At 56.0% G+C, this 25,439-nt stretch carries 23 protein-coding genes and 7 tRNA genes; 2 read left to right on the top strand and 28 right to left on the bottom strand.

Features of this window, described 5'->3' with window-relative positions; genetic code table 11:
- Positions 1-59: 59 nt before the first annotated feature.
- The 11 genes from dacA to leuS all read right to left on the bottom strand — a co-directional run bounded on the left by dacA (position 60) and on the right by leuS (position 12,081).
- Positions 60-1,259: a D-alanyl-D-alanine carboxypeptidase DacA gene (gene dacA, locus ABTW00_RS16880; RefSeq protein WP_064548234.1), complete on the bottom strand. Its 1,200-nt coding sequence runs from the start codon at positions 1,257-1,259 to the stop codon at positions 60-62.
- A gap of 138 nt (positions 1,260-1,397) precedes the next feature.
- Positions 1,398-2,504: an endolytic peptidoglycan transglycosylase RlpA gene (gene rlpA, locus ABTW00_RS16875; RefSeq protein WP_433636408.1), complete on the bottom strand. Its 1,107-nt coding sequence runs from the start codon at positions 2,502-2,504 to the stop codon at positions 1,398-1,400.
- A gap of 10 nt (positions 2,505-2,514) precedes the next feature.
- A complete protein-coding gene (mrdB, locus tag ABTW00_RS16870) occupies positions 2,515-3,627 on the bottom strand; it encodes a peptidoglycan glycosyltransferase MrdB (protein WP_064548238.1) in 1,113 nt (370 codons plus the stop codon).
- Positions 3,628-3,629: 2 nt separating this feature from the next.
- Positions 3,630-5,531, bottom strand: coding sequence for a peptidoglycan DD-transpeptidase MrdA (mrdA, locus tag ABTW00_RS16865; protein ID WP_064548241.1), 1,902 nt, complete (start codon positions 5,529-5,531; stop codon positions 3,630-3,632).
- A 26-nt stretch (positions 5,532-5,557) separates the two neighbouring features.
- Positions 5,558-6,025 (bottom strand): 23S rRNA (pseudouridine(1915)-N(3))-methyltransferase RlmH, encoded by a 468-nt coding sequence (gene rlmH, locus ABTW00_RS16860; protein ID WP_064548242.1) that lies wholly within the window; start codon positions 6,023-6,025, stop codon positions 5,558-5,560.
- 3 nt (positions 6,026-6,028) lie between these two features.
- Positions 6,029-6,346, bottom strand: coding sequence for a ribosome silencing factor (rsfS, locus tag ABTW00_RS16855; protein ID WP_064548405.1), 318 nt, complete (start codon positions 6,344-6,346; stop codon positions 6,029-6,031).
- Between the two features lie 263 nt (positions 6,347-6,609).
- The gene (locus ABTW00_RS16850) at positions 6,610-7,218 is read right to left on the bottom strand and encodes an adenosylcobalamin/alpha-ribazole phosphatase (RefSeq protein ID WP_065355508.1); all 609 of its coding nucleotides are present in this window, start codon (positions 7,216-7,218) and stop codon (positions 6,610-6,612) included.
- 10 nt (positions 7,219-7,228) lie between these two features.
- Complete coding sequence (gene nadD, locus ABTW00_RS16845; RefSeq protein WP_074398833.1) at positions 7,229-7,888, bottom strand: nicotinate-nucleotide adenylyltransferase; 660 nt, start codon at positions 7,886-7,888, stop codon at positions 7,229-7,231.
- Positions 7,881-8,912 carry a DNA polymerase III subunit delta gene (holA, locus tag ABTW00_RS16840; RefSeq protein ID WP_433636406.1) on the bottom strand — a complete coding sequence of 344 codons (1,032 nt, stop codon included), beginning with the start codon at positions 8,910-8,912 and terminating at the stop codon, positions 7,881-7,883. Before holA ends, nadD begins: the two co-directional genes overlap by 8 nt.
- Positions 8,912-9,484, bottom strand: a complete 573-nt coding sequence (gene lptE, locus ABTW00_RS16835; protein ID WP_064548250.1) for an LPS assembly lipoprotein LptE — start codon at positions 9,482-9,484, stop codon at positions 8,912-8,914. Before lptE ends, holA begins: the two co-directional genes overlap by 1 nt.
- 14 nt (positions 9,485-9,498) lie before the next feature.
- Positions 9,499-12,081 (bottom strand): leucine--tRNA ligase, encoded by a 2,583-nt coding sequence (gene leuS, locus ABTW00_RS16830; protein WP_100249882.1) that lies wholly within the window; start codon positions 12,079-12,081, stop codon positions 9,499-9,501.
- A 225-nt stretch (positions 12,082-12,306) separates the two neighbouring features.
- On the opposite strand from leuS, the gene ABTW00_RS16825 reads away from it, so the two are divergent.
- A complete protein-coding gene (locus ABTW00_RS16825) occupies positions 12,307-12,789 on the top strand; it encodes a zinc ribbon-containing protein (RefSeq protein WP_064548407.1) in 483 nt (160 codons plus the stop codon).
- Between the two features lie 101 nt (positions 12,790-12,890).
- On the opposite strand, the gene rihA is transcribed toward ABTW00_RS16825, so the two are convergent.
- The 10 genes from rihA to miaB form a co-directional block, all read right to left on the bottom strand.
- Complete coding sequence (rihA, locus tag ABTW00_RS16820) at positions 12,891-13,826, bottom strand: pyrimidine-specific ribonucleoside hydrolase RihA (protein ID WP_433636404.1); 936 nt, start codon at positions 13,824-13,826, stop codon at positions 12,891-12,893.
- A gap of 118 nt (positions 13,827-13,944) precedes the next feature.
- On the bottom strand, positions 13,945-14,670 hold the full coding sequence (locus tag ABTW00_RS16815) for an amino acid ABC transporter ATP-binding protein (protein ID WP_163446140.1): 726 nt from the start codon (positions 14,668-14,670) through the stop codon (positions 13,945-13,947).
- Positions 14,670-15,344, bottom strand: coding sequence for a glutamate/aspartate ABC transporter permease GltK (gene gltK, locus ABTW00_RS16810; protein WP_064548258.1), 675 nt, complete (start codon positions 15,342-15,344; stop codon positions 14,670-14,672). The genes ABTW00_RS16815 and gltK overlap by 1 nt, the downstream gene beginning before the upstream one ends.
- Positions 15,344-16,084: an amino acid ABC transporter permease gene (locus ABTW00_RS16805; protein WP_064548260.1), complete on the bottom strand. Its 741-nt coding sequence runs from the start codon at positions 16,082-16,084 to the stop codon at positions 15,344-15,346. The genes gltK and ABTW00_RS16805 overlap by 1 nt, the downstream gene beginning before the upstream one ends.
- A gap of 166 nt (positions 16,085-16,250) precedes the next feature.
- On the bottom strand, positions 16,251-17,159 hold the full coding sequence (locus tag ABTW00_RS16800) for an amino acid ABC transporter substrate-binding protein (RefSeq protein WP_064548262.1): 909 nt from the start codon (positions 17,157-17,159) through the stop codon (positions 16,251-16,253).
- 422 nt (positions 17,160-17,581) lie between these two features.
- Positions 17,582-19,120, bottom strand: a complete 1,539-nt coding sequence (gene lnt, locus ABTW00_RS16795; protein WP_433636403.1) for an apolipoprotein N-acyltransferase — start codon at positions 19,118-19,120, stop codon at positions 17,582-17,584.
- A gap of 5 nt (positions 19,121-19,125) precedes the next feature.
- The gene (corC, locus tag ABTW00_RS16790; protein ID WP_064548409.1) at positions 19,126-20,004 is read right to left on the bottom strand and encodes a CNNM family magnesium/cobalt transport protein CorC; all 879 of its coding nucleotides are present in this window, start codon (positions 20,002-20,004) and stop codon (positions 19,126-19,128) included.
- A 159-nt stretch (positions 20,005-20,163) separates the two neighbouring features.
- Positions 20,164-20,637, bottom strand: coding sequence for an rRNA maturation RNase YbeY (gene ybeY, locus ABTW00_RS16785; RefSeq protein WP_271447870.1), 474 nt, complete (start codon positions 20,635-20,637; stop codon positions 20,164-20,166).
- Positions 20,634-21,680, bottom strand: a complete 1,047-nt coding sequence (locus tag ABTW00_RS16780) for a PhoH family protein (protein ID WP_433636401.1) — start codon at positions 21,678-21,680, stop codon at positions 20,634-20,636. Before ABTW00_RS16780 ends, ybeY begins: the two co-directional genes overlap by 4 nt.
- A 153-nt stretch (positions 21,681-21,833) precedes the next feature.
- Positions 21,834-23,258 (bottom strand): tRNA (N6-isopentenyl adenosine(37)-C2)-methylthiotransferase MiaB, encoded by a 1,425-nt coding sequence (gene miaB / locus ABTW00_RS16775; protein ID WP_065355523.1) that lies wholly within the window; start codon positions 23,256-23,258, stop codon positions 21,834-21,836.
- A gap of 149 nt (positions 23,259-23,407) precedes the next feature.
- Between miaB and ubiF the strand changes: the two genes are divergently transcribed.
- Positions 23,408-24,577, top strand: coding sequence for a 3-demethoxyubiquinol 3-hydroxylase (gene ubiF / locus ABTW00_RS16770; protein ID WP_433641064.1), 1,170 nt, complete (start codon positions 23,408-23,410; stop codon positions 24,575-24,577).
- A gap of 118 nt (positions 24,578-24,695) precedes the next feature.
- Here the strand turns inward: ubiF and ABTW00_RS16765 are convergent.
- The 7 genes from ABTW00_RS16765 to ABTW00_RS16735 form a co-directional block, all read right to left on the bottom strand.
- Positions 24,696-24,770, bottom strand: a tRNA-Gln gene (locus ABTW00_RS16765).
- 36 nt (positions 24,771-24,806) lie between these two features.
- Positions 24,807-24,881, bottom strand: a tRNA-Gln gene (locus tag ABTW00_RS16760).
- A 45-nt stretch (positions 24,882-24,926) separates the two neighbouring features.
- Positions 24,927-25,003: transfer RNA gene (locus ABTW00_RS16755), tRNA-Met, on the bottom strand.
- A 16-nt stretch (positions 25,004-25,019) separates the two neighbouring features.
- Positions 25,020-25,094 (bottom strand) — tRNA-Gln (locus ABTW00_RS16750).
- Positions 25,095-25,130: 36 nt separating this feature from the next.
- Positions 25,131-25,205: transfer RNA gene (locus tag ABTW00_RS16745), tRNA-Gln, on the bottom strand.
- Positions 25,206-25,228: 23 nt separating this feature from the next.
- Positions 25,229-25,313, bottom strand: a tRNA-Leu gene (locus ABTW00_RS16740).
- Between the two features lie 8 nt (positions 25,314-25,321).
- A tRNA-Met gene (locus ABTW00_RS16735) sits at positions 25,322-25,398 on the bottom strand.
- Positions 25,399-25,439 lie beyond the last annotated feature (41 nt).

Raw genomic sequence — 25,439 nt, 5'->3', positions numbered from 1 at the left:
GTTATTTTAGCTATGCATAGTATATGGGGATGGAAATCACACTTTCAAGTGGGTGATTTTTAACCAAACCAGTGATGGAACATTAATTTAATGTAATCAATGATTTTGCCAAAGAAGTTGCCTTCAGGAATTTCCTGCAACACCACCAGCGGACGCTGATCGATAGTTTTACCGTCCAGCTGGAAGTTGATGGTACCCACAACCTGGTTTTTCTGCAGCGGCGCGTGCAGCTCGCTGGTGGTCAGCACGTAGCTTGCCTTCAGGTCTTTCATGCGGCCACGTGGAATGGTCAGGTACACGTCTTTGTCCACGCCTAACGAGGCGCGGTCGGTGTCACCAAACCAGGCAGGTTCAGAGGCGAACTCTTTACCGGCTTTAATCGGGTTAACCGTTTCGAAGAAGCGGAAGCCCCACGTCAGCAGTTTCTTGCTCTCGGTTTCACGACCTTTGAAGGTACGGCCGCCCATGACGGCGGAGACAAGGCGCATCTGGCCTTCGGTCGCGGAAGCGACCAGGTTGTAGCCTGCTTTGTCGGTGTGGCCGGTTTTGATTCCGTCAACGTTCAGGCTGTTGTCCCACAGCAGACCGTTACGGTTGAGCTGACGAATACCGTTAAAGGTAAACTCTTTTTCTTTATAGATGGTGTATTCGTTCGGCACGTCGCGGATCAGCGCCTGGCCAATCATCGCCATATCGCGTGCAGAACTGTACTGACCATCGGCATCCAGACCGTGTACGGTCTGGAAGTGGGTATTTTTCAGGCCAAGCGCGTTTACGTAGCTGTTCATCAGGCCAACGAAAGCATCCTGGCTACCCGCAACATAGTCGGCCATCGCCACGCAGGCATCGTTACCAGACTGCAGGTTAATCCCGCGAATCAGCTGTGATACAGGTACCTGCATGCCAGGCTTGAGGAACATCAGGGAGGAGCCCTTGAAGACCGGATTGCCGGTAGCCCAGGCATCGTTGCCGACGGTGACCAGATCGGTCTCTTTAAATTTGCCCGCTTTCATTGCCTGGCCGATGACGTAGCTGGTCATCATTTTGGTGAGGCTAGCCGGATCGCGTCGGGAGTCAGCGTTCTGCTCTGCCAGAACCTTGCCAGAGTTGTAATCAATAAGAATGTAGGATTCGGCGTCAATCTGTGGAACGCCTGGAATCATAGTTTTGATGTTCAGGTCATCGGCGTGGGCAGCGGAGGTCAGTGCTGCGACAGAGAGCGCCGGAAGGAGTAAGCGAGCGAGAAAAGAGGTCTTCATGGTCAGAACAACGACATCCGTGATGGAGTTAAAAAAGTGCCTTACTATAGCAAATGCCCCGCGGGCAGGCATCCGACATCGTATATGACTTTGTTAATGACTTTTACATATACGAAGATTCGGACACCTCCGAGTGCTTTAGTTGGCGTGTGTAATAAACGATTGCAGCTGTGCTTCGTTCTGCAAACGCCCCTGTAAGGTGCTGGCTTCGCCTTTACTGGCGAACGGGCCAAGCTGAATACGCCAGACCGCGCCGTTTTGCGTCACGCGGCCCGGTACGGAGAACTGTTGGCTCAGACGCTGTTGATACTGCTGTGCGCGGGCCTGGTCGCTGACGGCGCCAACCTGAACCACATAATCCCCGGTGGCAGCCGCAGCCGGCGCGGCAACAGCCGCAGTCGCGGCAGGCGCCGCGCTGGTCGGTGCGGTGACCGGTGCTGTCGCCGGAGCGGCAGTGGCCGCTGGCGCTGATTCTTCAAGTACGCCGCTATTTAACGGTGTAGGGGCGCCGAGGAAACCGCCGCTTTTGACCGGAGCACCTTCGCCGCTGTCGGCAGCGGTTAGCGTATCGTTACTGATCGCGCGTACGTCGCCCTGCGGCGCAGCGGCCTGCGGGGCGGAGGAAACGCTGCCCATGCCGCCGCTCAGGTCAGGGCGGCTCGGCAGCGCATAGGTCTGTTTTGCCACCGTTGTACAAGCCATACCGGGGCCGGAGAGTGAACCATCCTGGGCGACGATAATCGGATCGATGCGGACTTTGGTGTTGTTTGAGGTGTTCAGGCGATCGGCCGCCGCGCGGGAGAGTGAAATGACGCGATCGTTGCCATACGGCCCGCGATCGTTAATGCGTACCACGATCATCCGGCCATTCGCCAGGTTGGTAATTCGCGCATAGCTCGGCACCGGAAGGGTCGGGTGCGCGGCGGTGAGCTGCGTCGGATCAAAGGTTTCGCCGATGGCCGTCAGGTTGCTGCCCGGTTCGGCATCATAGATGGCGGCCAAACCAGACTGGCTGAAGTTAGATGGATCCTGGACAATTTTGTATTTCTTGCCGTCGCGTTCGTAATCCTGATTCGCCGTCGCGTTCAGAGGTTCAAAGCGTGGATCGGCCCCGCTGATTTCCACCGTAGGACCATTACATACCGCAGGTTGTGGTGCGGAGACGGTTTGTTGCTGAACATCATCACTCGAACAAGCCGCCAGCAGCCCTGCCGCTATGCAGATCCCAAGCCATTGCTTACGCATTGAGCACCCCTTAGACGCTTTTTGACAACATTTTCCTGTGGGTGTGTATCGACATCACGATACCAAACCCGGCCATCAGTACGATCAGGGCCGAACCCCCGTAGCTGACCAGCGGTAGCGGTACGCCAACCACCGGTAAGATGCCACTTACCATACCAATATTTACGAAGACATAAACGAATAAAATCAGCATCAAACCACCGGCCATCACGCGGCCAAAGGTGGTTTGCGCCTGGGCGGCAATCCACAGGCCGCGCATAATCAGCAGCACGTACAGCGCCAACAGAATCAGAATGCCGATAAGCCCTAGCTCTTCCGCCAGTACGGCAAAGATAAAGTCGGTATGGCGCTCTGGCAGGAACTCGAGCTGTGACTGCGTACCGTGCAGCCAGCCTTTACCGCGAAGGCCGCCGGAGCCGATGGCGATTTTGGATTGAATAATGTGGTAGCCCGCGCCCAGCGGGTCTGATTCCGGATCCATCAGCATCATCACGCGCTGCCGCTGATAGTCGTGCATCAGGAAGAACCAGAGTATCGGGATAAAGCAAGCGACCAGCACCACGGCGACCAGAATCAAACGCCAGCTCAGGCCCGCGAGGAACAGCACAAACAGGCCAGAAAGCGCGACCAGAATGGAGGTGCCAAGGTCGGGCTGTGCCGCAACCAGCAGCGTCGGCATGAAAATCAGCACCAGCGCGATGCCGGTGTTTTTCAGCGTCGGCGGGCAGACGTCGCGGTTAATAAAACGGGCGACCATCAACGGAACGGCGATTTTGGCAATTTCGGACGGCTGGAAACGCACAATCCCGAGATCCAGCCAGCGCTGTGCGCCTTTAGAGATGGCGCCGAAGGCGTCAACCGCCACCAGCAAAATGATACAGATGATATACAGCCAGGGCGCCCAGCCTTCGTAGACGCGCGGCGGAATCTGCGCCATCACCACCATGATAACCAGGCCCATGGCGATCTGGCCGATTTTACGCTCCGTCATCCCCATATCCTGGCCGCTGGCGCTCCAGATAACCAGCGCGCTGTAGGTCAGCAGCGCCAGCAAAATCAGCAGCATGGCGGGGTCGATATGGATTTTATCCCAGAACGATTTTTTGTTCGGATTATCCGTCATGATTATTGGTCCTCCGACGCGGCCACAGCAGGGTTCTCGGTCGGTAATTCGGTGTTGTTGTCGCCCAGCATAATGTGGTCAAGAATCTGACGCATGATGGTACCGACAGCCGGGCCCGCACCGCCGTTCTCCAGGATAATCGCCACGGCGACCTGAGGATCGTTATACGGCGCAAAAGCGGTCATTAATTTATGGTCACGCAGACGTTCTGCGATACGGTGCGCATTATAGGTTTCGTTGGCCTTCAGGCCAAAGACCTGCGCCGTACCGGATTTCGCCGCGATTTTATACGGCGCACCGGCGAAGTATTTGTGCGCGGTGCCGTTTGGACGGTTGGCAACGCCGTACATCCCGTCTTTAGCAATTTCCCAGAAGCCGGAGTGAATATCACCAATTGGCGGCTCTTGCGGCTGCGTCCACGGTACTTTTTTGCCTTCTTCGACGGTGCTGGCCAGCAGATGAGGCGTTTTGATGATGCCATCGTTAATCAGGATCATCAGCGCTTTGCTCATCTGGATAGGCGTCGCTGTCCAGTAACCCTGGCCGATCCCGACAGGAATGGTATCACCCTGATACCAGGGCTTTTTAAAGCGTTTTAGCTTCCATTCACGGGTTGGCATGTTGCCGGAGCGCTCTTCAGCAAGGTCAATGCCGGTATAATCGCCGTAGCCAAACTTGCTCATCCACTCTGACAGACGGTCAATACCCATATCATAGGCGACCTGGTAGAAGAAGGTATCCGCCGACTCTTCCAGCGCCTTGGTGACGTTCAGGTGGCCGTGGCCCCATTTTTTCCAGTCACGATAGCGTTTTTCTGAGCCCGGTAACTGCCACCACCCAGGGTCAAACAGGCTGGTGTTGCGGTTAATCACGCCCGCACTCATGGCGGAGACCGCGACATACGGTTTCACCGTGGAGGCCGGAGGGTAAACCCCCTGGGTGGCGCGGTTAACCAGCGGCGTGTTTGGGTCGTTTAACAGGCCGCTGTAATCTTTGCTGGAGATGCCGTCGACGAACAGGTTCGGGTCGTAGCTCGGCGTGGAAACCAGCGCCAGAATGCTGCCGGTGCGTGGATCGGTAACCACCACGGCGGCACGACTGCCCGCCAGCAGCGTTTCAATATACTGCTGGAGTTTGAGATCGAGCGTCAGGTAAATATCATGCCCGGCCTGCGGTGGTACTTCTTTAAGCTGGCGAATCACGCGGCCGCGGTTGTTGACTTCAACCTCTTCGTAGCCGGTTTGCCCGTGCAGCATATCTTCGTAATAGCGCTCAATACCCAGCTTACCGATATCGTGGGTCGCTGCGTAGTTAGCTAGCTTGCCGTCTTTATCCAGGCGATCGACGTCTTTATCGTTAATTTTGGAAACATAGCCGATCACGTGGGTCAGGGCGGAACCGTAAGGATAGAAGCGGCGCTTATAGCCCTTGACCTCAACGCCCGGGAAACGGTACTGGTTGACGGCAAAGCGCGCCACCTGCACTTCCGTGAGGTTGGTTTTAAGCGGAATAGAGGTAAAACGATGAGAACGGGCACGCTCTTTTTTAAAGGCGGCGATATCGTCATCGCTCAGGTCGACCACGTCGCGCAGACCATCGATAGTCTGTTGAACGCTATCGACTTTCTCCGGCATGATTTCCAACTGATAGATGGTACGGTTCAGCGCCAGCGGGGTGCCGTTGCGGTCGTAAATAATGCCGCGGCTTGGCGCGATGGGCACCAGCTTAATGCGGTTTTCATTAGAGCGCGTCTGATAGTCGGTGAAGCGAACGATCTGTAAATTGTAGAGGTTGGCAATCAGCACGCCGGTAAGCAGCAAAATTCCCAAAAAAGCGACCACCGCCCGGCGCACAAAAAGCGCGGACTCTGCCGTATAGTCGCGAAAAGAATTCTGTAGTTTCATTCGCTGCTTAATCTACCTAGGTCTCATTACTCGCGGTGGTAAGGGTGGTTGGTGGTAATGCTCCACGCTCGATAGAGGCTTTCGGCGACCAGCACGCGCACTAGCGGGTGAGGGAGCGTTAATGTGGAGAGCGACCAACTTTGTTCTGCTGCGGCCTTGCATGCCGGAGAAAGTCCTTCCGGCCCGCCGATTAACAGGCTGACATCACGGCCATCGCCCTTCCAGCGTTCCAGTTCACGGGCAAGCTGCGGCGTATCCCAGGGTTTCCCGGGGATATCCAGCGTGACGATGCGGTTTTTTCCTGCGGCGGCGAGCATCATCTCGCCTTCTTTATCCAGAATACGCTTGATATCCGCGTTTTTACCGCGCTTACCGGCAGGAATTTCCACCAGTTCGAACGGCATATCTTTCGGAAAACGGCGAAGGTATTCGGTAAAACCGGTTTGTACCCAATCCGGCATTTTGGTGCCGACGGCGACCAACTGCAGCTTCACAACTTAACCCCAGAGCTTTTCCAGCTCATACAGGCGACGGCTTTCTTCCTGCATGACGTGGACAATGACATCGCCTAAATCAACGACAATCCAGTCGGCAACGCTTTCGCCTTCAACGCCCAGCGGCAGCAGACCGGCAGCGCGGGACTCCTGAACCACATGATCGGCGATAGACATAACGTGACGGCTGGAGGTACCGGTGCAGATAACCATGCAATCGGTGATGCTGGATTTACCCTGAACATCGATAGTGACGATATCCTGACCTTTTAAATCATCAATTTTGTCGATTACAAAATCCTGGAGTGCTTTACCCTGCAAGTGTTCCCCCTGGGGTGTGAAGATAAACGATATAAAACAGCCTGACAGTATACCCGAACTGAAAATATTGTCGGGATAATAAATCACCAAACGGCCTTTCAGGCGGGCTATCATCCCATTCCTTTATGTCGATTGCATCGCCATTTTTGTAAAACAATCTCTGTCTACAAATGCTGGAGGGGGATGATTCAGGCTGCGGAGAATAACAGTCTAATAATTAGTGTCAATGGGTTGGCTCTGCCCGGAGGCAGAAATCGGTTTTATTACTCATCCGGTAGCCAAATCGCTCGGCTGTTGAGCACCCTGAGCGTGGTAAATTCTGGCGTAAAATCAATGATGCTCCACGCGCCGTGGTCGATGCGAAAATGCCACATACTGGCAGTCGGCATGCCCAATAGCCGCGCCGTTAACAGACTCAGTACGCCCTGATGGCTGACGACAAGTAAATTTTGATACGGGTAGCGCGCCAGTTCGCTGGCGAAGTCGGCCACACGACGGGAAAAGTCGGGAAAACCTTCACCGTTGGTTGGCGCGACGTGCTGCCAATCTGCGCACCAGGCCGCGTAGTTCTCTTTATCTTCAACCTGCAGGTCGCGGTGATGGCGCATTTCCCAGTCACCGAAAAACATTTCGTTGAGCAGCGGGTTTGAGGTTAGCGGAATGTCACGTTCGCCCAGCAGCAGCCGCGCAGTATGCTGCGTGCGTTCAAGCTCGCTGCACATCACATGATCGAAGGGAACCTGCTGCAGCATCTCACCAAGGCGCTGCGCCTGCCGTTGGCCTTTGGCCGTGAGCGGCGTTGGCGTATGGCCGCTGTACAGGCCCGCTACGTTGGCTTCGGTTTCGCCGTGGCGGACTAACCAGAGTTTCATGCTGCTTCCTCTATGCGCCGTGGTGGTACAACCCCTGTTGCATGATGTAGGTGAGCACCGCTTCCGGCATCATCTCATCGCAAGGTTCATCATTTTCCAGCCGTTCGCGAATCAGCGTGGCGGAGACATCAAACCAGGGCGTTTCAGCAAGGTAGATTTTCCCCGCAGGCTGGTTGTGCAACTCTTCAATATTGCTGGTGAGGTGCTTGTCCAGCCAGTGCTGATGCTCTTCGTGCTGCATGGTCAGCGGGTAACCCGGACGGCGGGTTACCAGCAGGTGGGCGTTGTCGAGAATCGTTTCGTAGCGATGCCAACTGGGGAACGTGAGCAGTGAATCCTGGCCAATAATAAAGGCCAGCGGCCGATCCGGCCCCTGTTCCGCGCGCCACTCCTGGAGCGTGTCCGCCGTAAAGGAGGGCGTATCGCGGCGCAGCTCGCGTTCGTCGAGCACAAACAGCGGTTTATCGGCAATCGCCAGCTCAACCATGAGTTTGCGCTGTTCACTGGTGGCCTCAGGCTGCGGACGATGCGGTGGTACGTTATTGGGCATAATGATGACCCTGGACAGACCAATCTGGTTGGCCAGAATCTCAACCGGCTTCAGGTGACCGTAATGGATGGGATCGAATGTCCCGCCGAAAAGCGCCTGTAGTTTTGCCATATCATCCATCGATAAATACGTCGGCTAGCGCTTTATGACAAAGCAGTAGCGACAAACTTTCCAGCTCAGCCCAGATGGACTGACCGTAATCCTGTTTTAAGGTGAGCTCCGCGCGGCTGAGCAGGGTCACCGCCTGGCGCAACTGCGAACCGCTCAGACGATTGACCGCCTCACCAACCATCGCCCGGCGGTTTTGCCAGACCCGGTGTTTATCAAACAGCGAACGCAGCGGCGTGTGCGCGCTCTGGCGCTTTAAGGTCACCAGCAGCAGCAGCTCGCGCTGTACCGTGCGTAGCAGGATCACCGGCTCGCTGCCTTCAAGCCGCAGTTGCTGCAGAATATGCAGTGCGCGTTTGCTCTTCCCGGCCAGCAGGGCATCCACCCAGTGGAACGGCGTAAAGTGCGCGGCATCATTGACCGCTTGCTCTACGCGCGGCAGCGTGAGTTTGCCGTCCGGCCACAGCAGCGACAGGCGCTCCAGCGCCTGCGCAAGCGCCAGCAGGTTGCCTTCATAGCAGTAGCACAGCAGCTGGCTGGCAGGTTCATCCAACTGGAGGTTGTTCTGTTTGGCGCGGTTGGCTAGCCAGCGGGGCAGTTGGCTGGGCTCCGGCGTCTGGCAGCTAATTTGCACAGCGCGGTTGGCCAGCGCCTGAATCCAGGCGGCATTCTCCTGCGATTTGGTCAGTTTGTTGCCACGTATGATCAGCAATAGATCGTCGTGCAGCAGACCTACCAGCGTGGCCAGCTGTTCATTGATGGCGGCGTTTGGGCCGTTTTCCGGCAGCAGCAGGAGCAGGGTTTGACGGCTGGCAAACAGACTCATCGCCTGGCACAAAGAGAAGATCTCGTTCCAGTCGGTGCTGGCATCCAGCGTCATGGTATGGTGCTCGATAAAACCCTCGCTGACGGCAGCATGCTTTATCGCATCCTGGCTTTCCTGAAGGAAAAGGGGGTCATTACCGAGCAGGAGATACGCCGCGCGCAGCCCTTCAGAGAGCTGCGCGCGGAGTTGTTCTGGGTACAACCGAATCATCAGTTACCCAGAGTGGTAGAGACGCGAGAGCCGTTATTGGATGCGGACGCCGCATCCGCTTTGCTCTCTTTCACATCAGCAATATGCACGCTTGGCAGCTTACGAATCAGCTGTTCGGCAGCTTTCTGGTACATCTCTTTCACGATCAGGTTCTGTTCGTTGTCTTTTGCCAGCGCCTGTTGCGGGTTGTCAAAGAACGAACGGTAGACCTTGGTGGAGATCGGGAAGATATCCTGACCCGGGATCAACACCGAAGCGTTGACCGTCATGACCATCTGGTATTCTGCCGTTTGACCATTCTGGAATACCGACGCGGTATCCTGGGAAAGGTTAACCGAACCCAGGCGCAGCGATGGCACATCCTGACGAAGCGTGCTCTGATCAAGCACCGTAATGTCATTGCTTCTCAGTTGATCGCGCACCGCGCGGCTCAGCGGACCGTTTGGATCGCTGGACTGAAGGATCAATGTTTTCATTTCGTCCGGCACCTGCGTGGTACTACGCAGATGCCAGCCGCATCCGGCGGTGACCAGCACCGCCAAAGATAACAACAATGTTGTCAGATATCGCACGCTTCCTCCCGCGCTTAGCCTACGACCAGGTTAAGCAGTTTGCCCGGTACGTAGATGACTTTACGTACGGTTACGCCCTCAAGGTATTTCGCGACCAGATGTTCCTGGCCTGCGCGTTCACGCACCTGTTCTTCGGTCGCATCGACCGCAACGGTGATTTTCCCGCGCACTTTACCGTTAACCTGCACAACGACCAGCGTGGTGTTTTCCACCATCGCTTTCTCGTCGGCCACCGGCCACGGCGCGTTATCGATATCGCCTTCGCCGCCCAGTTCCTGCCACAGGGTAAAGCACACGTGCGGGGTGAACGGGTTAAGCATACGCACGACGGCCTGCAGCGCTTCCTGCAGCAGCGCGCGGTCTTGTTCGTCTTCCTGCGGCGCTTTCGCCAGTTTGTTCATCAGCTCCATGATCGCTGCAATTGCGGTGTTGAAGGTCTGACGGCGGCCGATATCATCGGTCACTTTGGCAATGGTTTTATGGACGTCGCGACGCAGCGCCTGCTGATCTTCGCTCAGCGCTTCGACGTTCAGTGCCGCTACCGGGCCGCGCGCGGTGTGCTCGTAAACCAGTTTCCATACGCGCTTCAGGAAGCGGTTCGCGCCTTCAACGCCGGACTCCTGCCATTCCAGGGTCATATCAGCCGGGGAAGCGAACATCATAAACAGACGCACGGTGTCTGCGCCGTAGCGCTCAACCATCACCTGCGGGTCGATACCGTTGTTTTTGGACTTCGACATTTTGCTCATGCCGGTGTACACCAGTTCATGGCCTGCCGCGTCCTTCGCTTTCACGATACGACCTTTCTCGTCGCGCTCAACGATAGCATCAACCGGAGATACCCAGTTACGTTCGCCATTGTCGCCCACGTAGTAGAAGGCATCGGCCAGCACCATGCCCTGACACAGCAGCTGTTTCGCCGGCTCGTCAGAGTTGACCATGCCCGCGTCGCGCATCAGCTTGTGGAAGAAGCGGAAGTAGAGCAGGTGCATGATGGCGTGTTCGATACCGCCAATGTAGATATCAACCGGCAGCCAGTAGTTTGCGGCTTCGGGATCCAGCATGCCTTCGTTGTACTGAGGGCAGGTATAGCGCGCGTAGTACCAGGAAGACTCCATAAAGGTATCGAAGGTGTCGGTTTCGCGCAGCGCAGGCATACCGTTAACGGTGGTTTTCGCCCATTCGGGATCGGCTTTGATTGGGCTGGTGATACCGTCCATGACCACGTCTTCCGGCAGAATCACCGGCAGTTGATCTTCCGGGGTCGGCAGCACGGTGCCGTCTTCCAGGGTCACCATTGGGATGGGGGCGCCCCAGTAACGCTGACGGGAAACGCCCCAGTCGCGCAGACGGTAGTTCACTTTACGCTCGCCAACGCCTTTCGCGGCCAGCTTGTCAGCAATGGCATTGAAGCCCGCTTCAAAGTCCAGACCGTCGAATTCGCCGGAGTTAAACAACACGCCTTTCTCGGTCAGCGCCTGCTCGGAGAGATCCGGCGCGGTGCCGTCGGCGGCCAGAATAACCGGTTTGATGGTCAGACCGTATTTGGTCGCGAATTCGTAATCGCGCTGATCGTGACCCGGAACCGCCATGACCGCGCCGGTACCGTATTCCATCAGCACGAAGTTAGCCGCCCAAACCGGGATCTCTTCACCAGTCAGCGGATGAACCGCTTTAAAGCCGGTGTCGACGCCTTTTTTCTCCATGGTCGCCATATCGGCTTCGGCCACTTTGGTATTACGGCATTCGTCGATGAAAGCCGCCAGCGTTGGGTTATTCTCTGCCGCTTTCTGCGCCAGCGGATGACCTGCAGCCACAGCCAGGTAGGTTGCACCCATGAAGGTGTCCGGACGGGTGGTGTAGACGGTCAGCGTGTTGTCGTAACCGGTCACGTCGAAGGTGATTTCCACGCCTTCAGAGCGGCCGATCCAGTTACGCTGCATCGTTTTCACGGTGTCAGGCCAGTGATCCAGGTTATCCAGATCGTTCAGCAGCTCGTCAGCGTAGGCGGTGATTTTGATAAACCACTGCGGGATCTCTTTACGCTCAACTTTGGTGTCGCAGCGCCAGCAGCAGCCGTCGATAACCTGTTCGTTCGCCAGTACGGTCTGGTCGTTCGGGCACCAGTTGACCGCAGAAGTCTTCTTGTACACCAGGCCTTTTTTATACAGCTCGGTGAAGAACTTCTGCTCCCAGCGGTAGTATTCCGGGGTACAGGTCGCCAGCTCGCGGCTCCAGTCGTAGCCGAAGCCCAGCATTTTGAGCTGGTTCTTCATGTACGCGATATTGTCGTACGTCCACGGCGCGGGTGCGGTGTTGTTTTTCACCGCCGCACCTTCAGCAGGCAGGCCGAACGCATCCCAGCCGATGGGCTGCAGCACGTTTTTGCCCAGCATGCGCTGGTAGCGAGCGATCACGTCGCCGATGGTGTAGTTACGAACGTGGCCCATGTGTAGTCGACCAGAAGGATAGGGAAGCATCGACAGGCAGTAATACTTCTCTTTGCTCTCGTCTTCGGTAACTTCAAATGTGCGCTTCTCATCCCAGTGAAGCTGGACTTTCGATTCTATCTCTTCCGGGCGGTATTGCTCTTGCATGGCAGCCAGTGATCCTGTTTTCAATACAGCTACAAATGTAGCCAATAGATGTGGTATTTCAGATCCGCATAGCATAGCCCAAACGTGCACGTCAAAACAGCCTTTCGCACGTTAAGGCGGTGAAAAGCCGCGCGGGTAATTTCTGAACTCTGTGGCGAAGCTGGCAAAGCGATTAACAAATAACGGCTATTATTAGAAGAGGTTAACTGGCTGGGAGAGGAAATGATGAACAAGGTTGCTCAAATTTACCGTGAACTGGTCGCCACGCTGACCGAACGTTTGCGTAACGGCGAACGCGATATCGACGCGCTGGTGGCCCAGGCGCGGGCGAAAGTCGCGCAAACCAGCGAGTTAACGCGCAGTGAAATTGACGAGCTGCTGCGCGCCGTGCGTCGCGATCTCGAAGAATTTGCGATGAGCTACGGTGAAAGCCAGGAAGACGACTCCGATAGCGTTTTCCTGCGGGTGATTAAGGAGAGTCTCTGGCAGGAACTGGTGGATATTACCGACAAGACACAGCTGGAATGGCGCGAGGTATTCCAGGATTTGAATCACCACGGCGTATATCACAGCGGTGAGGTGGTCGGGCTAGGGAATCTGGTATGTGAAAAGTGCCATTATCACCTGGCGGTGTACACGCCGGACGTGCTGCCGAGGTGCCCGAAGTGCGGGCACGATCAGTTCCAGCGTCGGCCGTTTGAGCCGTAATCACGCGCGCCGGATGGCGACGCGATGCGTCTTATCCGGCCAGGAAGGATAGGTCACCGTAAGCCGGATAAGCGTGAGCGCCATCCGGCATTTTTGTGGCGTCAGGCGTAGAAAGCCAAACGCTCTACCAGCAGCTCAACAAACGCCTCACGGTCGACATCCACCATCACCGTCGCATTCGGTTTATTCCCCGTCAGGAAGTAATAGTCCACCACCGTCATCCCTTGGGTGTATTTGCCCTGTGTTTCCACGCCGACCCAACGCTCAACGGTGGTGAAAATTTCCGGTTTCAGCAGCCAGGCGATAGTGCACGGGTCGTGCAGCGGCGCGCCGACAAATCCCCATTTTTCGTCTTTGTGGTACTCCATAAAGAAGTCCAGCAGCTCGGCGACGATGGTGGAAATGGGGTTGCCAATGGCGCGGAAACGTTCGATGTCGGCGGCGTGAATCTGCGCCTTATGGGTGACGTCCAGCCCGGCCATCACCACCGGAATGCCTGACTGGAAGACGATTTCCGCCGCTTCCGGGTCGACGAAAATGTTGAACTCGGCAGCGGGCGTCCAGTTGCCCAGCGCCATTGCACCGCCCATGATCACAATACGGGCGATTTTCGCGTGCAGTTCAGGATGGCTGTTCAGCAGGAGCGCCACGTTGGTCTGCGGGCCGGTAGAGACGATGGTGACTGGCTGCGGGCTCTCGCGTAGGGTTTTTGCCATTAGCTCAACGGCAGTGCAGCTTTGCGGGGCGAATGACGGCTCGGGCAGCGCCGGGCCGTCAAGGCCGCTTTCGCCGTGAACGTTATCGGCGATAATCAGTTCGCGCATCAGCGGTTTCACCGCACCGCCAGCCACCGGAATATCCGTGCGCTTCAGCAGCGTCAGCATACGCAGGACGTTGCGCAGAGTCTTCTCCGGCGTCTGGTTACCCGCGGAAGAGGTGATAGCTTTGACTTCAAGCTCAGGGGAAGCCAGAGCGAGGACGATAGCGATCGCGTCATCATGACCCGGATCGCAATCAAGAATAATCGGCAGTGCCATAGCAGTTCCTTGTTCGCGTTATTTTGTGACAAGGGTAAGGCTTGCTAGTGGAATGAACGAGCAGATAGACGTTAAAGCGTGATGCAGCGCGCACTCTGCCGAGTGCGCGCCGGGGAGGTTAGTGCAGGATTTTGGCGAGGAAGTCTTTGGCGCGCTCTGACTTAGGATTGGCGAAGAACGCTTCTTTTTCAGCATCTTCGACGATTTTGCCTTCGTCCATAAAGATAACCCGGTTTGCCACTTTACGGGCAAAGCCCATTTCGTGGGTCACCACCATCATAGTCATCCCTTCGTTGGCCAGCTCGACCATTACGTCCAGTACCTCGTTGATCATTTCCGGATCGAGCGCCGAAGTCGGTTCGTCAAACAGCATTGCTACCGGATCCATACACAGCGCTCGGGCGATCGCCACACGCTGCTGTTGGCCGCCGGACAGCTGCGCCGGGAACTTATTGGCATGCGCCGACAGGCCAACGCGCTCCAGCAGCTTCAGCCCTTTATCGCGGGCCGCGGCTTTGTCGCGCTTGAGCACTTTGACCTGCGCCAGCGTCAGGTTCTCGATAATCGACAGGTGCGGGAACAGTTCGAAATGCTGGAACACCATGCCAACGTGAGAACGCAGCTGTGCCAAATCGGTTTTCTTGTCGTTCACCTTCGTACCGTTGACCAGGATTTCGCCCTGTTGCACCGGTTCGAGGCCGTTAACGGTCTTAATCAGGGTGGATTTACCGGAGCCGGACGGCCCGCACACCACCACCACTTCGCCTTTTTTCACTTCCGTGGAGCAGTCGGTCAGCACCTGAAAGTGACCATACCATTTAGAGACGTTTTTCAGGGTAATCATTATACGGTCCTTTTCTTCAAGTAGCTGACCAGCAGCGAAGCGCTAAGGCTAATCACAAAATAGACAAAACCTGCAAACAGAATCATTTCGACCTGGGTACCATCACGCTCACCAATGGTTGAGGCGGTACGGAAGAAGTCTGCAAGGCTGAGAACGTACACCAGCGAGGTATCCTGGAACAGGACGATCCCCTGGGTCAGCAGCAGCGGTACCATGGCGCGGAAGGCCTGCGGCAGTATGATGAGCTTCATCGACTGCCAGTGGGTCATCCCCAATGCCAGCGCGGCGCTTGACTGGCCGCGGGAAATGCTCTGGATACCGGCACGGATAATCTCGGAGTAATAGGCGGCTTCAAACATGGAGAAGGCCACCATCGCTGAGATCAGGCGAATATCGCTTTTCGGCGACAGCCCCAACACGTTTTGCAGGAACCCGGGCACGATCAGATAGAACCACAGCAGCACCATCACCAGCGGGACGGAGCGGAAAACGTTAACGTAAGCCTTGGCAAACCAGGCAATCGGTTTGAACGCGGACAGGCGCATCACCGCCAGCAGCGTGCCCCAGACAATCCCCACCACCACTGCGGTGACGGTAATTTTGAGGGTGATAACCAGACCTGCCAGCAGGTAAGGCATCGATGGAACAATCGAACTCCAGTCAAACTCGTACATTATTTACCCCCCAGGTTGCCCGGCAGGCGGATTTTGCGTTCCACCAGCGCCATCACCAGCATAATCACGGCGTTGATGAAAACGTAAGCGAGGGTGATTGCCGTAAAGGATTCCCAGGCGTGTGCAGAGTAATCGAGCAGTTTGCCGGCCTGCGCTGCCATATCGACCAGACCAATGGTGGACGCGATGGCCGAGTTCTTCACCAGGTTCATCATTTCAGAGGTCATGGGCGGTACGATCACGCGATAAGCGTTCGGCAACAGCACGTAACGGTAGGTTTGCGGCAGGGTAAGGCCCATCGCCAGCCCAGCGTTTTTCTGCCCGCGCGGCAGCGATTGAATGGCGGCTCGCACCTGCTCGCAGACGCGCGCGGCGGTAAACAGACCCAGACAAATCATCGACGAGAGGAAGAACTGGATGTTGGGATCCAGTTCGGATTTAAACCACATGCCGAGGTCTTCCGGAAGTAATTCCGGCACCACGAGATACCAGGTAAAGAACTGTACGATAAGCGGCACGTTACGGAACAGTTCGACGTAGCAGGTACCGATAGCCGATAAGAATCGGTTCGGAACGGTACGTAGAATCCCGAACAGTGAGCCAACGAAGAACGCGATAATCCACGCGGTGATGGATAGCGCGACGGTGACCTGGAAGCCGCTCCATAGCCAGCCGAGATAGGTGGTGTTGCCGAATGGGGCCTGTTGTAAAAAGATTCCCCAGTTCCAGTCTATTGACATAATGAACTCCAGAAAAAAAAGGGTAGCAGTTCGACCTGCTACCCTCGAAGATTGTTGAACAGCGTTTTGCGGTATTCAGGCCAGGTGGGGAACGACCACCTGACATATAGTCTGTCCGTGCTGAACCACAATCGAGAGGGCAGATTCTTCCGCCCCGTATTTTTTATTAGTTAAGTGCTTTGTCGTTAGGCGTTTTGAACAGCGCTTTCATCTCGTCAGAGAGTTCAAAGTTCATGTTCAGGTTTTTCGGTGGAATCGGGTTTTTAAACCATTTTTCAAACCATTTGGTGGCTTCACCGGAGGTTTGCGCCTGAGCGATGGTATCGTCCATCAGCTTTTTAAACTCAGGGTCGTCTTTACGCAGCATACAGCCGTAAGCTTCCTGGGACTGCGGTTTGCCGACGATCTCCCAGTTGTCTGGTTTCTTGGCTTTAGCACGTTCACCGGCCAGCAGGGCATCATCCATCATAAACGCCACCGCGCGGCCGCTTTCCAGGGTACGGAAGGAGTCACCGTGGTCTTTGGCGCTGATGATGCGCATATTCATTTTTTGCTCGTCATTCAGCTTGTGCAGCAGAATTTCAGAGGTGGTACCGGAGGTGACGACAACGGCTTTGTCTTTCAGATCCGGGAAGTCTTTAATCGGGCCGCCTTTTTTCACCAGCAGTCGCGTACCGACGACGAAGATGGTGTCAGAGAAGGCCGCCTGTTTCTGGCGTTCAAGGTTGTTAGTGGTGGAACCACATTCGAAATCGAAGGTACCGTTTTGCAGCAGTGGAATACGGTTCTGCGAGGTGATCGGAATTAATTTCACCTGCAGATCCGGTTTGTTGAGCTTTTTCTTCACGGCATCAACGATGGCGTTGGAGTAGTCCTGAGAGTAACCGACCACTTTTTGCTGGTTGTCGTAATAGGAGAATGGCACGGATGATTCGCGGTGACCGACGACGATGACGCCGTTTTTGGCGATTTTAGCGAGCGTACCGCCTGCGGCGGGTGCCGCATCTTCCGCATGCGCCAGGCCAGCAGACATCCCCAGAACCAGCATTGCTGTGGCAAGCTTACGTAATTGCATATCCAACTCCTTCATCCTCTGCGACGTTGCCGCATAGATACCCATTGTGAATGTTGTGTTGTTATCACTGCGTCTTTAGCGTGCAGCGTTATCTGTGTTTGTTAGCATTTAGTTTGGCTTAATGTAAAGATTTTGCTGCTTTATTGTTTATTTTTGCGAAGCGTGCCGCACCGCTTTGAGGCAAAAATCGCAGTTTGCACAATAATGGTGCTACCGATGCCATGTTGTGGTGCAACTTGGTTGCGCCGGTAGGGAATGTGCAGCCTCTTGATTACATTAAGCAATTGGCGTGCCAGAATGAGGTTTTGGTAGCGGGGAGATGTTGTTGGCCTGATAAGCGTAGCGCCATCAGGCTCGGTGCGATACAACTGCCGGATGGCGGCGTACCGCCTTATCCGGCCTACATTGGATAGTGCAATGTTTTATTTGCGGCGTTGACGCAGGCTCATCACCAGCGCGCCAAAGCCGAACAGCAGGGTAATCAACCACACCGTCCAGTCGCCGGTTCGTGCATAAGGCGTCAGGCCGGTGGTCGGCGTGACTTTGGTGGTTAGCACCTGGCGGGTGAACTGCGGGATCATTGCCTGAATCTCACCGCGCGGACCTATGACGGCGGTAATGCCGTTGTTGGTGCTGCGCAGCAGCGGGCGCGCCAGCTCTAGCGCGCGCATCCGCGCCATCTGGAAGTGCTGCCACGGGCCGATGGACTTACCAAACCACGCATCGTTAGAGATGGTCAGCAGGAAGTTAGTGTCCGGGCGGAAGTTGTCGCGTACCTGCTGGCCGAGAATAATCTCGTAGCAGATGGCGGCGGTGAGCTTCAGATTATGCGCCTGCAGCTGCGGCTGAATGTACGGCCCGCGGCTGAAGGATGACATTGGCAGGTCGAAGAACGGTGCCAGCGGACGCAGAATAGACTCCAGCGGCACAAACTCGCCAAACGGCACCAGATGGTTCTTGTTATAGCGGTTGCCGGATTCGTAGCTATACGGGCTGTCTTTGCCCAGCGTGATAATGGTGTTGTAGGTGTCGTAGCGATTCTGTTTGTTGAGGCGTGAATCGACGATACCGGTAATCAGCGTGCTGTCTTTAGCTCGCAGTAAATCATCCATCATGCTGAGGAAACGCTGCTGGTTAATTTCCAGATCCGGAATGGCCGACTCCGGCCAGATAATCAGCTGCGATTTGCCCATCACCTGCTCGGTAGCGTCGAGGTAGATTTTTAGCGTATTGACCAGCTGATTTTCATCCCACTTCAGCGCCTGTGGGATATCCCCCTGAACCAGTGAAACCTGAGTGGTTTTGTCGGTTTGCAGGGTATACCACTGGATGTAGCGCAGCGGGAAGGGCAGGGAGAACAGCACCACGCCGACGACCAGCGGACGCCAGTGACGGGTGACCAGCGCCAGCACCAGCAGGCCGCTCACCATCATCAGCAGGAAGTTAATCGCCTCCACGCCCATCAGCGGCGCCAGCCCTTTCAGCGGGCCGTCAATCTGGCTGTAGCCAAACTGCAGCCATGGGAAGCCGGTCAGCACCCAGCCGCGCAGGAACTCGGTCAACTGCCAGACGACCGGCGCGGCAATCGCCACGCGCAGCCAGTTCGTTTTCGGCCACAGGCGCGACAGAACACCGGCAAACAGGCCGGTGTACAGCGACAGATAAGCCGCCAGCAGCACCACGAGGAAGACGTTGACCGGGCCGGGCATGCCGCCAAACTGCGCGATGCTGACATAAACCCAGTTGATGCCGGAGCCAAACAGGCCAAAGCCCCAGAAATAACCAATGGCCGCAGCCTGCACCGGGCGACGGTTGAGCGTCAGCCCCTGCAGGCCCATCAGCGAGATAATCGCCGCAGGCCAGATGTCATAAGGAGAAAAAGCCAGCGTACCGCTGGCTCCGAAAAGTAGCGCCAGCAGCAGGCGAATGCGCTGGCGTTCAAGCAATGAGGCAAATGCCATGGAGATTATTCGTCCAGTTTCGGTTGGGGGGAATCGTCCGGAATCTTAACATGAACCTGAATAATACGACGGCTGTCAGCCATCGCCACCTTAAACTGGTAACCATCAATGTCGATGGTTTCCCCACGCGCCGGCAGATGCCCGAAGGCCTGCATCACCAGCCCGCCGATGGTATCGACCTCTTCATCGCTGAAGTGGGTGCTGAAGGCGTCGTTGAAGTCTTCGATAGAGGCCAGCGCGCGCACCGTCCAGGTGTGGCGGCTGAGCTGACGGAAGTCGATATCGTCCTCTTCGTCATACTCATCTTCGATTTCGCCGACGATAAGCTCCAGAATATCTTCGATAGTCACCAGGCCCGAAACGCCGCCAAACTCATCGATAACGATGGCCATATGGTAGCGCTGGGAGCGGAACTCCTTGAGCATACGGTCAACCCGTTTGCTTTCCGGTACGACAACCGCGGTGCGTAACACTTTATCCATGCTGAAGGCTTCGGCGTCGCTGCGCATAAACGGCAGCAGATCCTTGGCCATCAGAATCCCTTCAATGTGATCTTTGTCCTCGCTGATAACCGGGAAACGCGAGTGGGCGGACTCGATGATGACATCAAGACATTCGTCCAGGGTCTGGTTGCGTTTCAGGGTAATCATTTGGGAGCGCGGGATCATGATGTCGCGGACGCGCTGGTCGGCAATATCCATTACCCCTTCGAGCATGTCGCGCGTATCTTCATCGATAAGCTCGTTTTGCCCGGAATCACGGATCAGCGCCAGAAGATCGTCACGGTTTTTCGGTTCACCGTGGAAAAGCTGGCTGAGTAAGAGGGAGAAGAATCCCTTTTTGCTGTTTACTGTGTCACTACTGTGTGAATTGTCGTCGCTCATGGCGTCGTTTGGGTTCTCATGTTGATTAAACTGTCGCTCGTCGCGCGTAAATTCAGCGCCGGACGGCATGTTTTGCCTGATGGCGCTTACGCTTATCAGGCCTGCAAAATGCATGAATGTAGGCCGGATAAGGCGCAAGCGCCGCCATCCGGCAAACTACTATTCTGCAATCTTCTCGGAAATGTACGGATCCTCATAGCCCAGAGCAAGCATTATCTCTGTCTCGAGGCTTTCCATCTCTTCCGCTTCCTCATCTTCGATGTGGTCATAGCCCAGCAGATGCAGGCTGCCGTGGACAACCATGTGCGCCCAGTGGGCTTCCAGCGGTTTGCCTTGCTCAACGGCTTCCTGCTCCACCACCTGACGGCAGATGATCAGATCGCCCAGCAGCGGCATCTCCATTCCCGGTGGCGCTTCAAACGGGAAGGAGAGTACGTTGGTCGGTTTATCCTTACCGCGATAGGTGAGGTTCAGTTCGTGGCTTTCGGCTTCATCCACCAGGCGAATCGTCACTTCTGATTCCTCCTGGAACTGCGGAATAACGGCATCCAGCCAGCGCTGGAACTGATTTTCTTCTGGCAGGCCGGTGTTGTTTTCACAGGCCAACTGGAGATCGAGGATCACCTGACTCATTTCTGCTCCTGCGCCTGAGCTTCGCGTTTACGTTCGGCGGCCAGCTCGGCTTTACGTTTTTGATCGGCTTCTTCCCACGCTTCATAGGCGTTGACGATGCGGGCAACCACCGGGTGGCGCACCACGTCTTCGCTGTGGAAGAAGTTAAAGCTGATTTCATCGACTTCGGCCAGTACTTCGATAGCATGGCGCAGGCCGGATTTGGTGCTGCGCGGCAGGTCAATCTGGGTGACGTCGCCGGTGATAACCGCTTTGGAGTTAAAGCCGATACGGGTCAGGAACATCTTCATCTGTTCGATGGTGGTGTTCTGGCTCTCATCAAGAATGATGAACGCATCGTTCAGCGTACGGCCGCGCATGTAGGCCAGCGGCGCGACTTCGATGACGTTACGTTCCATCAGCTTCTCAACTTTCTCGAAGCCGAGCATCTCGAACAGCGCGTCGTACAGCGGGCGTAGATACGGGTCAACCTTCTGGCTTAAATCGCCCGGCAGGAAGCCGAGTTTTTCGCCCGCTTCAACCGCCGGACGGGTCAGCAGAATACGGCGAATTTCCTGACGCTCCAGCGCATCGACCGCTGCCGCCACCGCCAGGTAGGTTTTACCGGTACCGGCCGGGCCGATACCAAAGGTGATATCGTGATCGAGAATGTGGGCGATGTACTGCGCCTGATTAGGCGTACGCGGTTTGATCACACCACGCTTGGTTTTGATATTGATCGCTTTACCGTAGTCCGGCACGCTCTCGGCGCTTTGTTCCAGCACGCGCGCTTCTTTAATCGCCAGGTGGATCTGCTCTGGCTCAATGTCCTGAATCTGGCCGCGCATCGGGGCGGTATCCACATACAGGTTACGCAGAATATCGACAGCGGCGGTCACGCAGATGGCGCGTCCCGTCAGTTTGAAATGGTTATCGCGGCGGTTGATTTCGATGCCCAGTCGTCGCTCCAGCTGTTTGATATTGTCATCAAACGGGCCACACAGGCTCAGCAGACGGGCATTGTCTGCAGGCTCCAGGGTAATTTCGCGAGTGTCTATGTTCAAACTGTTCCTCTTATGTCTGTATAGCCGTAGGACACGCGTCTTTGGCTCGTAAAGGAATTATTCACGCCGCAGTCAAAAGGCGCAAGCATTGCGATAAATATGGGGGTGGCAGGAGGAAATACAAGGCCCGCCAGAGCTGACGGGCCATGAAGATTAAGGCTGGTAGATTCCTACGCCCAGGTCGCTCTCTCTGCGGGTACGCGCAATGACCGACTCCGGCGTTTCAACCACGCGCAGGCCCATCTCATCTTCGGTACGCACCAGCTTGCCGCGCAGGGAGTTGGTGTAGACGTCGATGATTTCCACGTCGACAAACTTACCGACCATATCCGGCGTGCCTTCGAAGTTCACCACGCGGTTGTTCTCGGTGCGCCCGGTCAGTTCCATAATGCTCTTACGTGAAGTGCCTTCCACCAGGATACGCTGAACGGTGCCGAGCATACGGCGGCTCCAGGCCATCGCTTGCTGGTTGATGCGCTCCTGAAGAATGTACAGGCGCTGCTTTTTCTCTTCTTCCGGTACATCGTCGACCATATCGGCCGCCGGGGTGCCTGGACGCGCGGAGAAGACAAAGCTAAAGCTCACGTCAAAGTTGACGTCGGCAATCAGCTTCATGGTCTGCTCGAAGTCCTGGGTGGTTTCTCCCGGGAAGCCGACGATAAAGTCGGAGCTTATCTGAATATCCGGACGCGCGGCGCGCAGCTTGCGGATAATCGATTTGTACTCCAGCGCGGTGTGCGGGCGGCCCATCAGGTTCAGCACGCGGTCGGAACCGCTCTGAATTGGCAGGTGCAGGAAGCTCACCAGCTCCGGCGTGTCGCGATAGACTTCGATGATGTCGTCGGTGAACTCGATCGGGTGGCTGGTGGTGAAACGCACGCGGTCGATCCCGTCAATGGCGGCCACCAGGCGCAGCAGTTCGGCGAAGGAGCCGGTCGTGCCATCGTAGTTCTCACCGCGCCAGGCGTTAACGTTCTGTCCCAGCAGGTTGACTTCACGCACGCCCTGAGCGGCCAGTTGGGCAATCTCAAACAGGATGTCGTCGCACGGACGGCTGACCTCTTCACCGCGGGTATACGGCACCACGCAGTAAGTGCAGTACTTATTACAGCCTTCCATGATGGAAACGAATGCGGTCGGGCCTTCGGCGCGCGGTTCAGGCAGACGGTCAAACTTCTCGATTTCCGGGAAGCTGACGTCAATCACCGGGCGACGGTTGTTGCGTACGGCGTCAATCATTTCTGGCAGGCGGTGCAGCGTTTGCGGCCCGAAAATAATATCTACGTAGTGGGCGCGTTGGCGAATGAGCTTGCCTTCCTGAGACGCAACGCAGCCGCCGACACCAATAATGACCTTTGGATTTTTGGCTTTGATTAATTTCCAGCGGCCTAACTGGTGAAAGACTTTCTCCTGCGCTTTCTCTCGAATTGAGCAGGTGTTCAGCAGCAAGACATCGGCTTCTGCTGCGTTTTCAGTCAGTTGATACCCATGAGTGGCATCCAGCAGATCGGCCATCTTTGATGAATCGTATTCGTTCATCTGACAGCCCCAGGTTTTAATATGGAGTTTTTTTGTCATCGCCTTGCTCTTGCTCAATTATGAATAGCCAACATTGCCGGGCGCGTATTGTAATGCTTTGACGCGGTTGTGACCAGCCTGGCGGATATTCGCCGTAAAGGACAAAAGTCCGGTAAACTTAAGGGATTCGGCTTTAAGGATAATAAATGATGACAATTCGACATACTGACGTTGCCGTTATCGGCGGTGGGATGGTCGGCGGCGCGCTAGCGTTAGGTCTGGCGCAGAATGGTTTTTCGGTTGTGGTGCTGGATAAAGCCCCACCTCCGGCATTTGATCCGACGGCTCAGCCGGACGTGCGCATTTCCGCCATCAGCGCCGCATCTGTGCAGCTGTTACGAAGTCTGGGCGTCTGGGACGCCGTACTGGCGATGCGTGCGCATCCTTGGCGGCGTCTTGAGACCTGGGAGTGGGAGACCGCGCACGTGGTGTTTGATGCCGCCGAGCTGAAGCTGCCAAACCTTGGCTATATGGTCGAGAACAATGTCCTGCAGCTGGCGCTATGGCAGGCGCTGGAGGCGCATCCGCAGGTAACGCTGCTGCACGGCAATGCATTAACTGAGATGCAAGGCCAGCATCTGCATCTGGCGGAGGGTACGGAAATTGTGGCTCGTCTGGTGGTCGGTGCCGACGGGGCGCAGTCGCAGGTGCGGCAACTGGCGGGTATTGGCGTGCACGGCTGGCAGTATCCGCAATCCTGTATGCTGATTACCGTCAAGTCCGAAAACGAACCGGGTGACAGTACCTGGCAGCAGTTTACACCGACCGGGCCGCGCGCCTTTTTACCGCTTTACGATAACTGGGCCTCATTGGTGTGGTACGACACGCCGGCACGAATTCGTCAGCTTCAGTCGCTGACGATGGCGCAGCTCCAGCGGGAAATCATTGCGCATTTTCCGGAACGTTCAGGAAACGTTACCCCGGTTGCTGCGGCGGCATTTCCGCTCACCCGTCGCCATGCGCAGCGCTACGTTCAGGCCGGGCTGGCGCTGGTGGGCGATGCGGCGCATACCATTCACCCGCTGGCGGGGCAGGGCGTTAACCTGGGCTACCGCGACGTTGATGCGCTGCTGGACGTGCTGGTGAACGCACGTAGCGTCGGCGAAGACTGGGCTAGCCTGCAGGTGCTGCAACGCTATCAGTCCCGTCGACGCGTGGATAATCTGCTGATGCAAAGCGGCATGGATCTGTTCTATGCCGGGTTCAGCAACGATCTTGGCCCGCTGCGGATTTTGCGTAATGTGGGATTAATGGCGGCACAGCGGGCGGGCGTATTGAAACGTCAGGCGCTGAAGTACGCGCTGGGGTTGTCGTTGTAGTCCGGATAAGGCAGCGCTGCCATCCGGCACGCTGCCTGATGGCGCTTTGCTTATCAGACCGACGAGATTCTGGAAGGGGCAAAAACAAAAAAAGCTCGCCGAAGCGAGCTTTAAAATTTGGCTGGGGTACGAGGATTCGAACCTCGGAATGCCGGAATCAGAATCCGGTGCCTTACCGCTTGGCGATACCCCAACGGGTGCATTCACTGATGTGAACGACTTTTAAAATTGGCTGGGGTACGAGGATTCGAACCTCGGAATGCCGGAATCAGAATCCGGTGCCTTACCGCTTGGCGATACCCCAACAAATTGTTTTTGGATAACCGGGTAAACCCGGCACTCCGGAATATGGTGGCTACGACGGGATTCGAACCTGTGACCCCATCATTATGAGTGATGTGCTCTAACCAACTGAGCTACGTAGCCAGATTGTTTTCTTCGATGGCTGGGGTACCTGGATTCGAACCAGGGAATGCCGGTATCAAAAACCGGTGCCTTACCGCTTGGCGATACCCCAATACCGTCGCGGTGAACCGCAAATATCGAAGAAAAATGGCTGGGGTACCTGGATTCGAACCAGGGAATGCCGGTATCAAAAACCGGTGCCTTACCGCTTGGCGATACCCCATCCGTGCAACGCTTACTGGTGAATGGTGCGGGAGGCGAGACTTGAACTCGCACACCTTGCGGCGCCAGAACCTAAATCTGGTGCGTCTACCAATTTCGCCACTCCCGCAAAAAAGATGGTGGCTACGACGGGATTCGAACCTGTGACCCCATCATTATGAGTGATGTGCTCTAACCAACTGAGCTACGTAGCCATCTTTTTTTCGCGTTACCTTATCGGCGTTGCGGGGCGCAT

Origin of the sequence: Kluyvera georgiana, assembly GCF_050990895.1 — a bacterium.
In the GTDB taxonomy this organism is placed as follows: domain Bacteria; phylum Pseudomonadota; class Gammaproteobacteria; order Enterobacterales; family Enterobacteriaceae; genus Kluyvera; species Kluyvera georgiana.
Note: the sequence above shows the minus strand (reverse complement) of the source record. Positions and strands in the feature narration are given on the sequence as shown.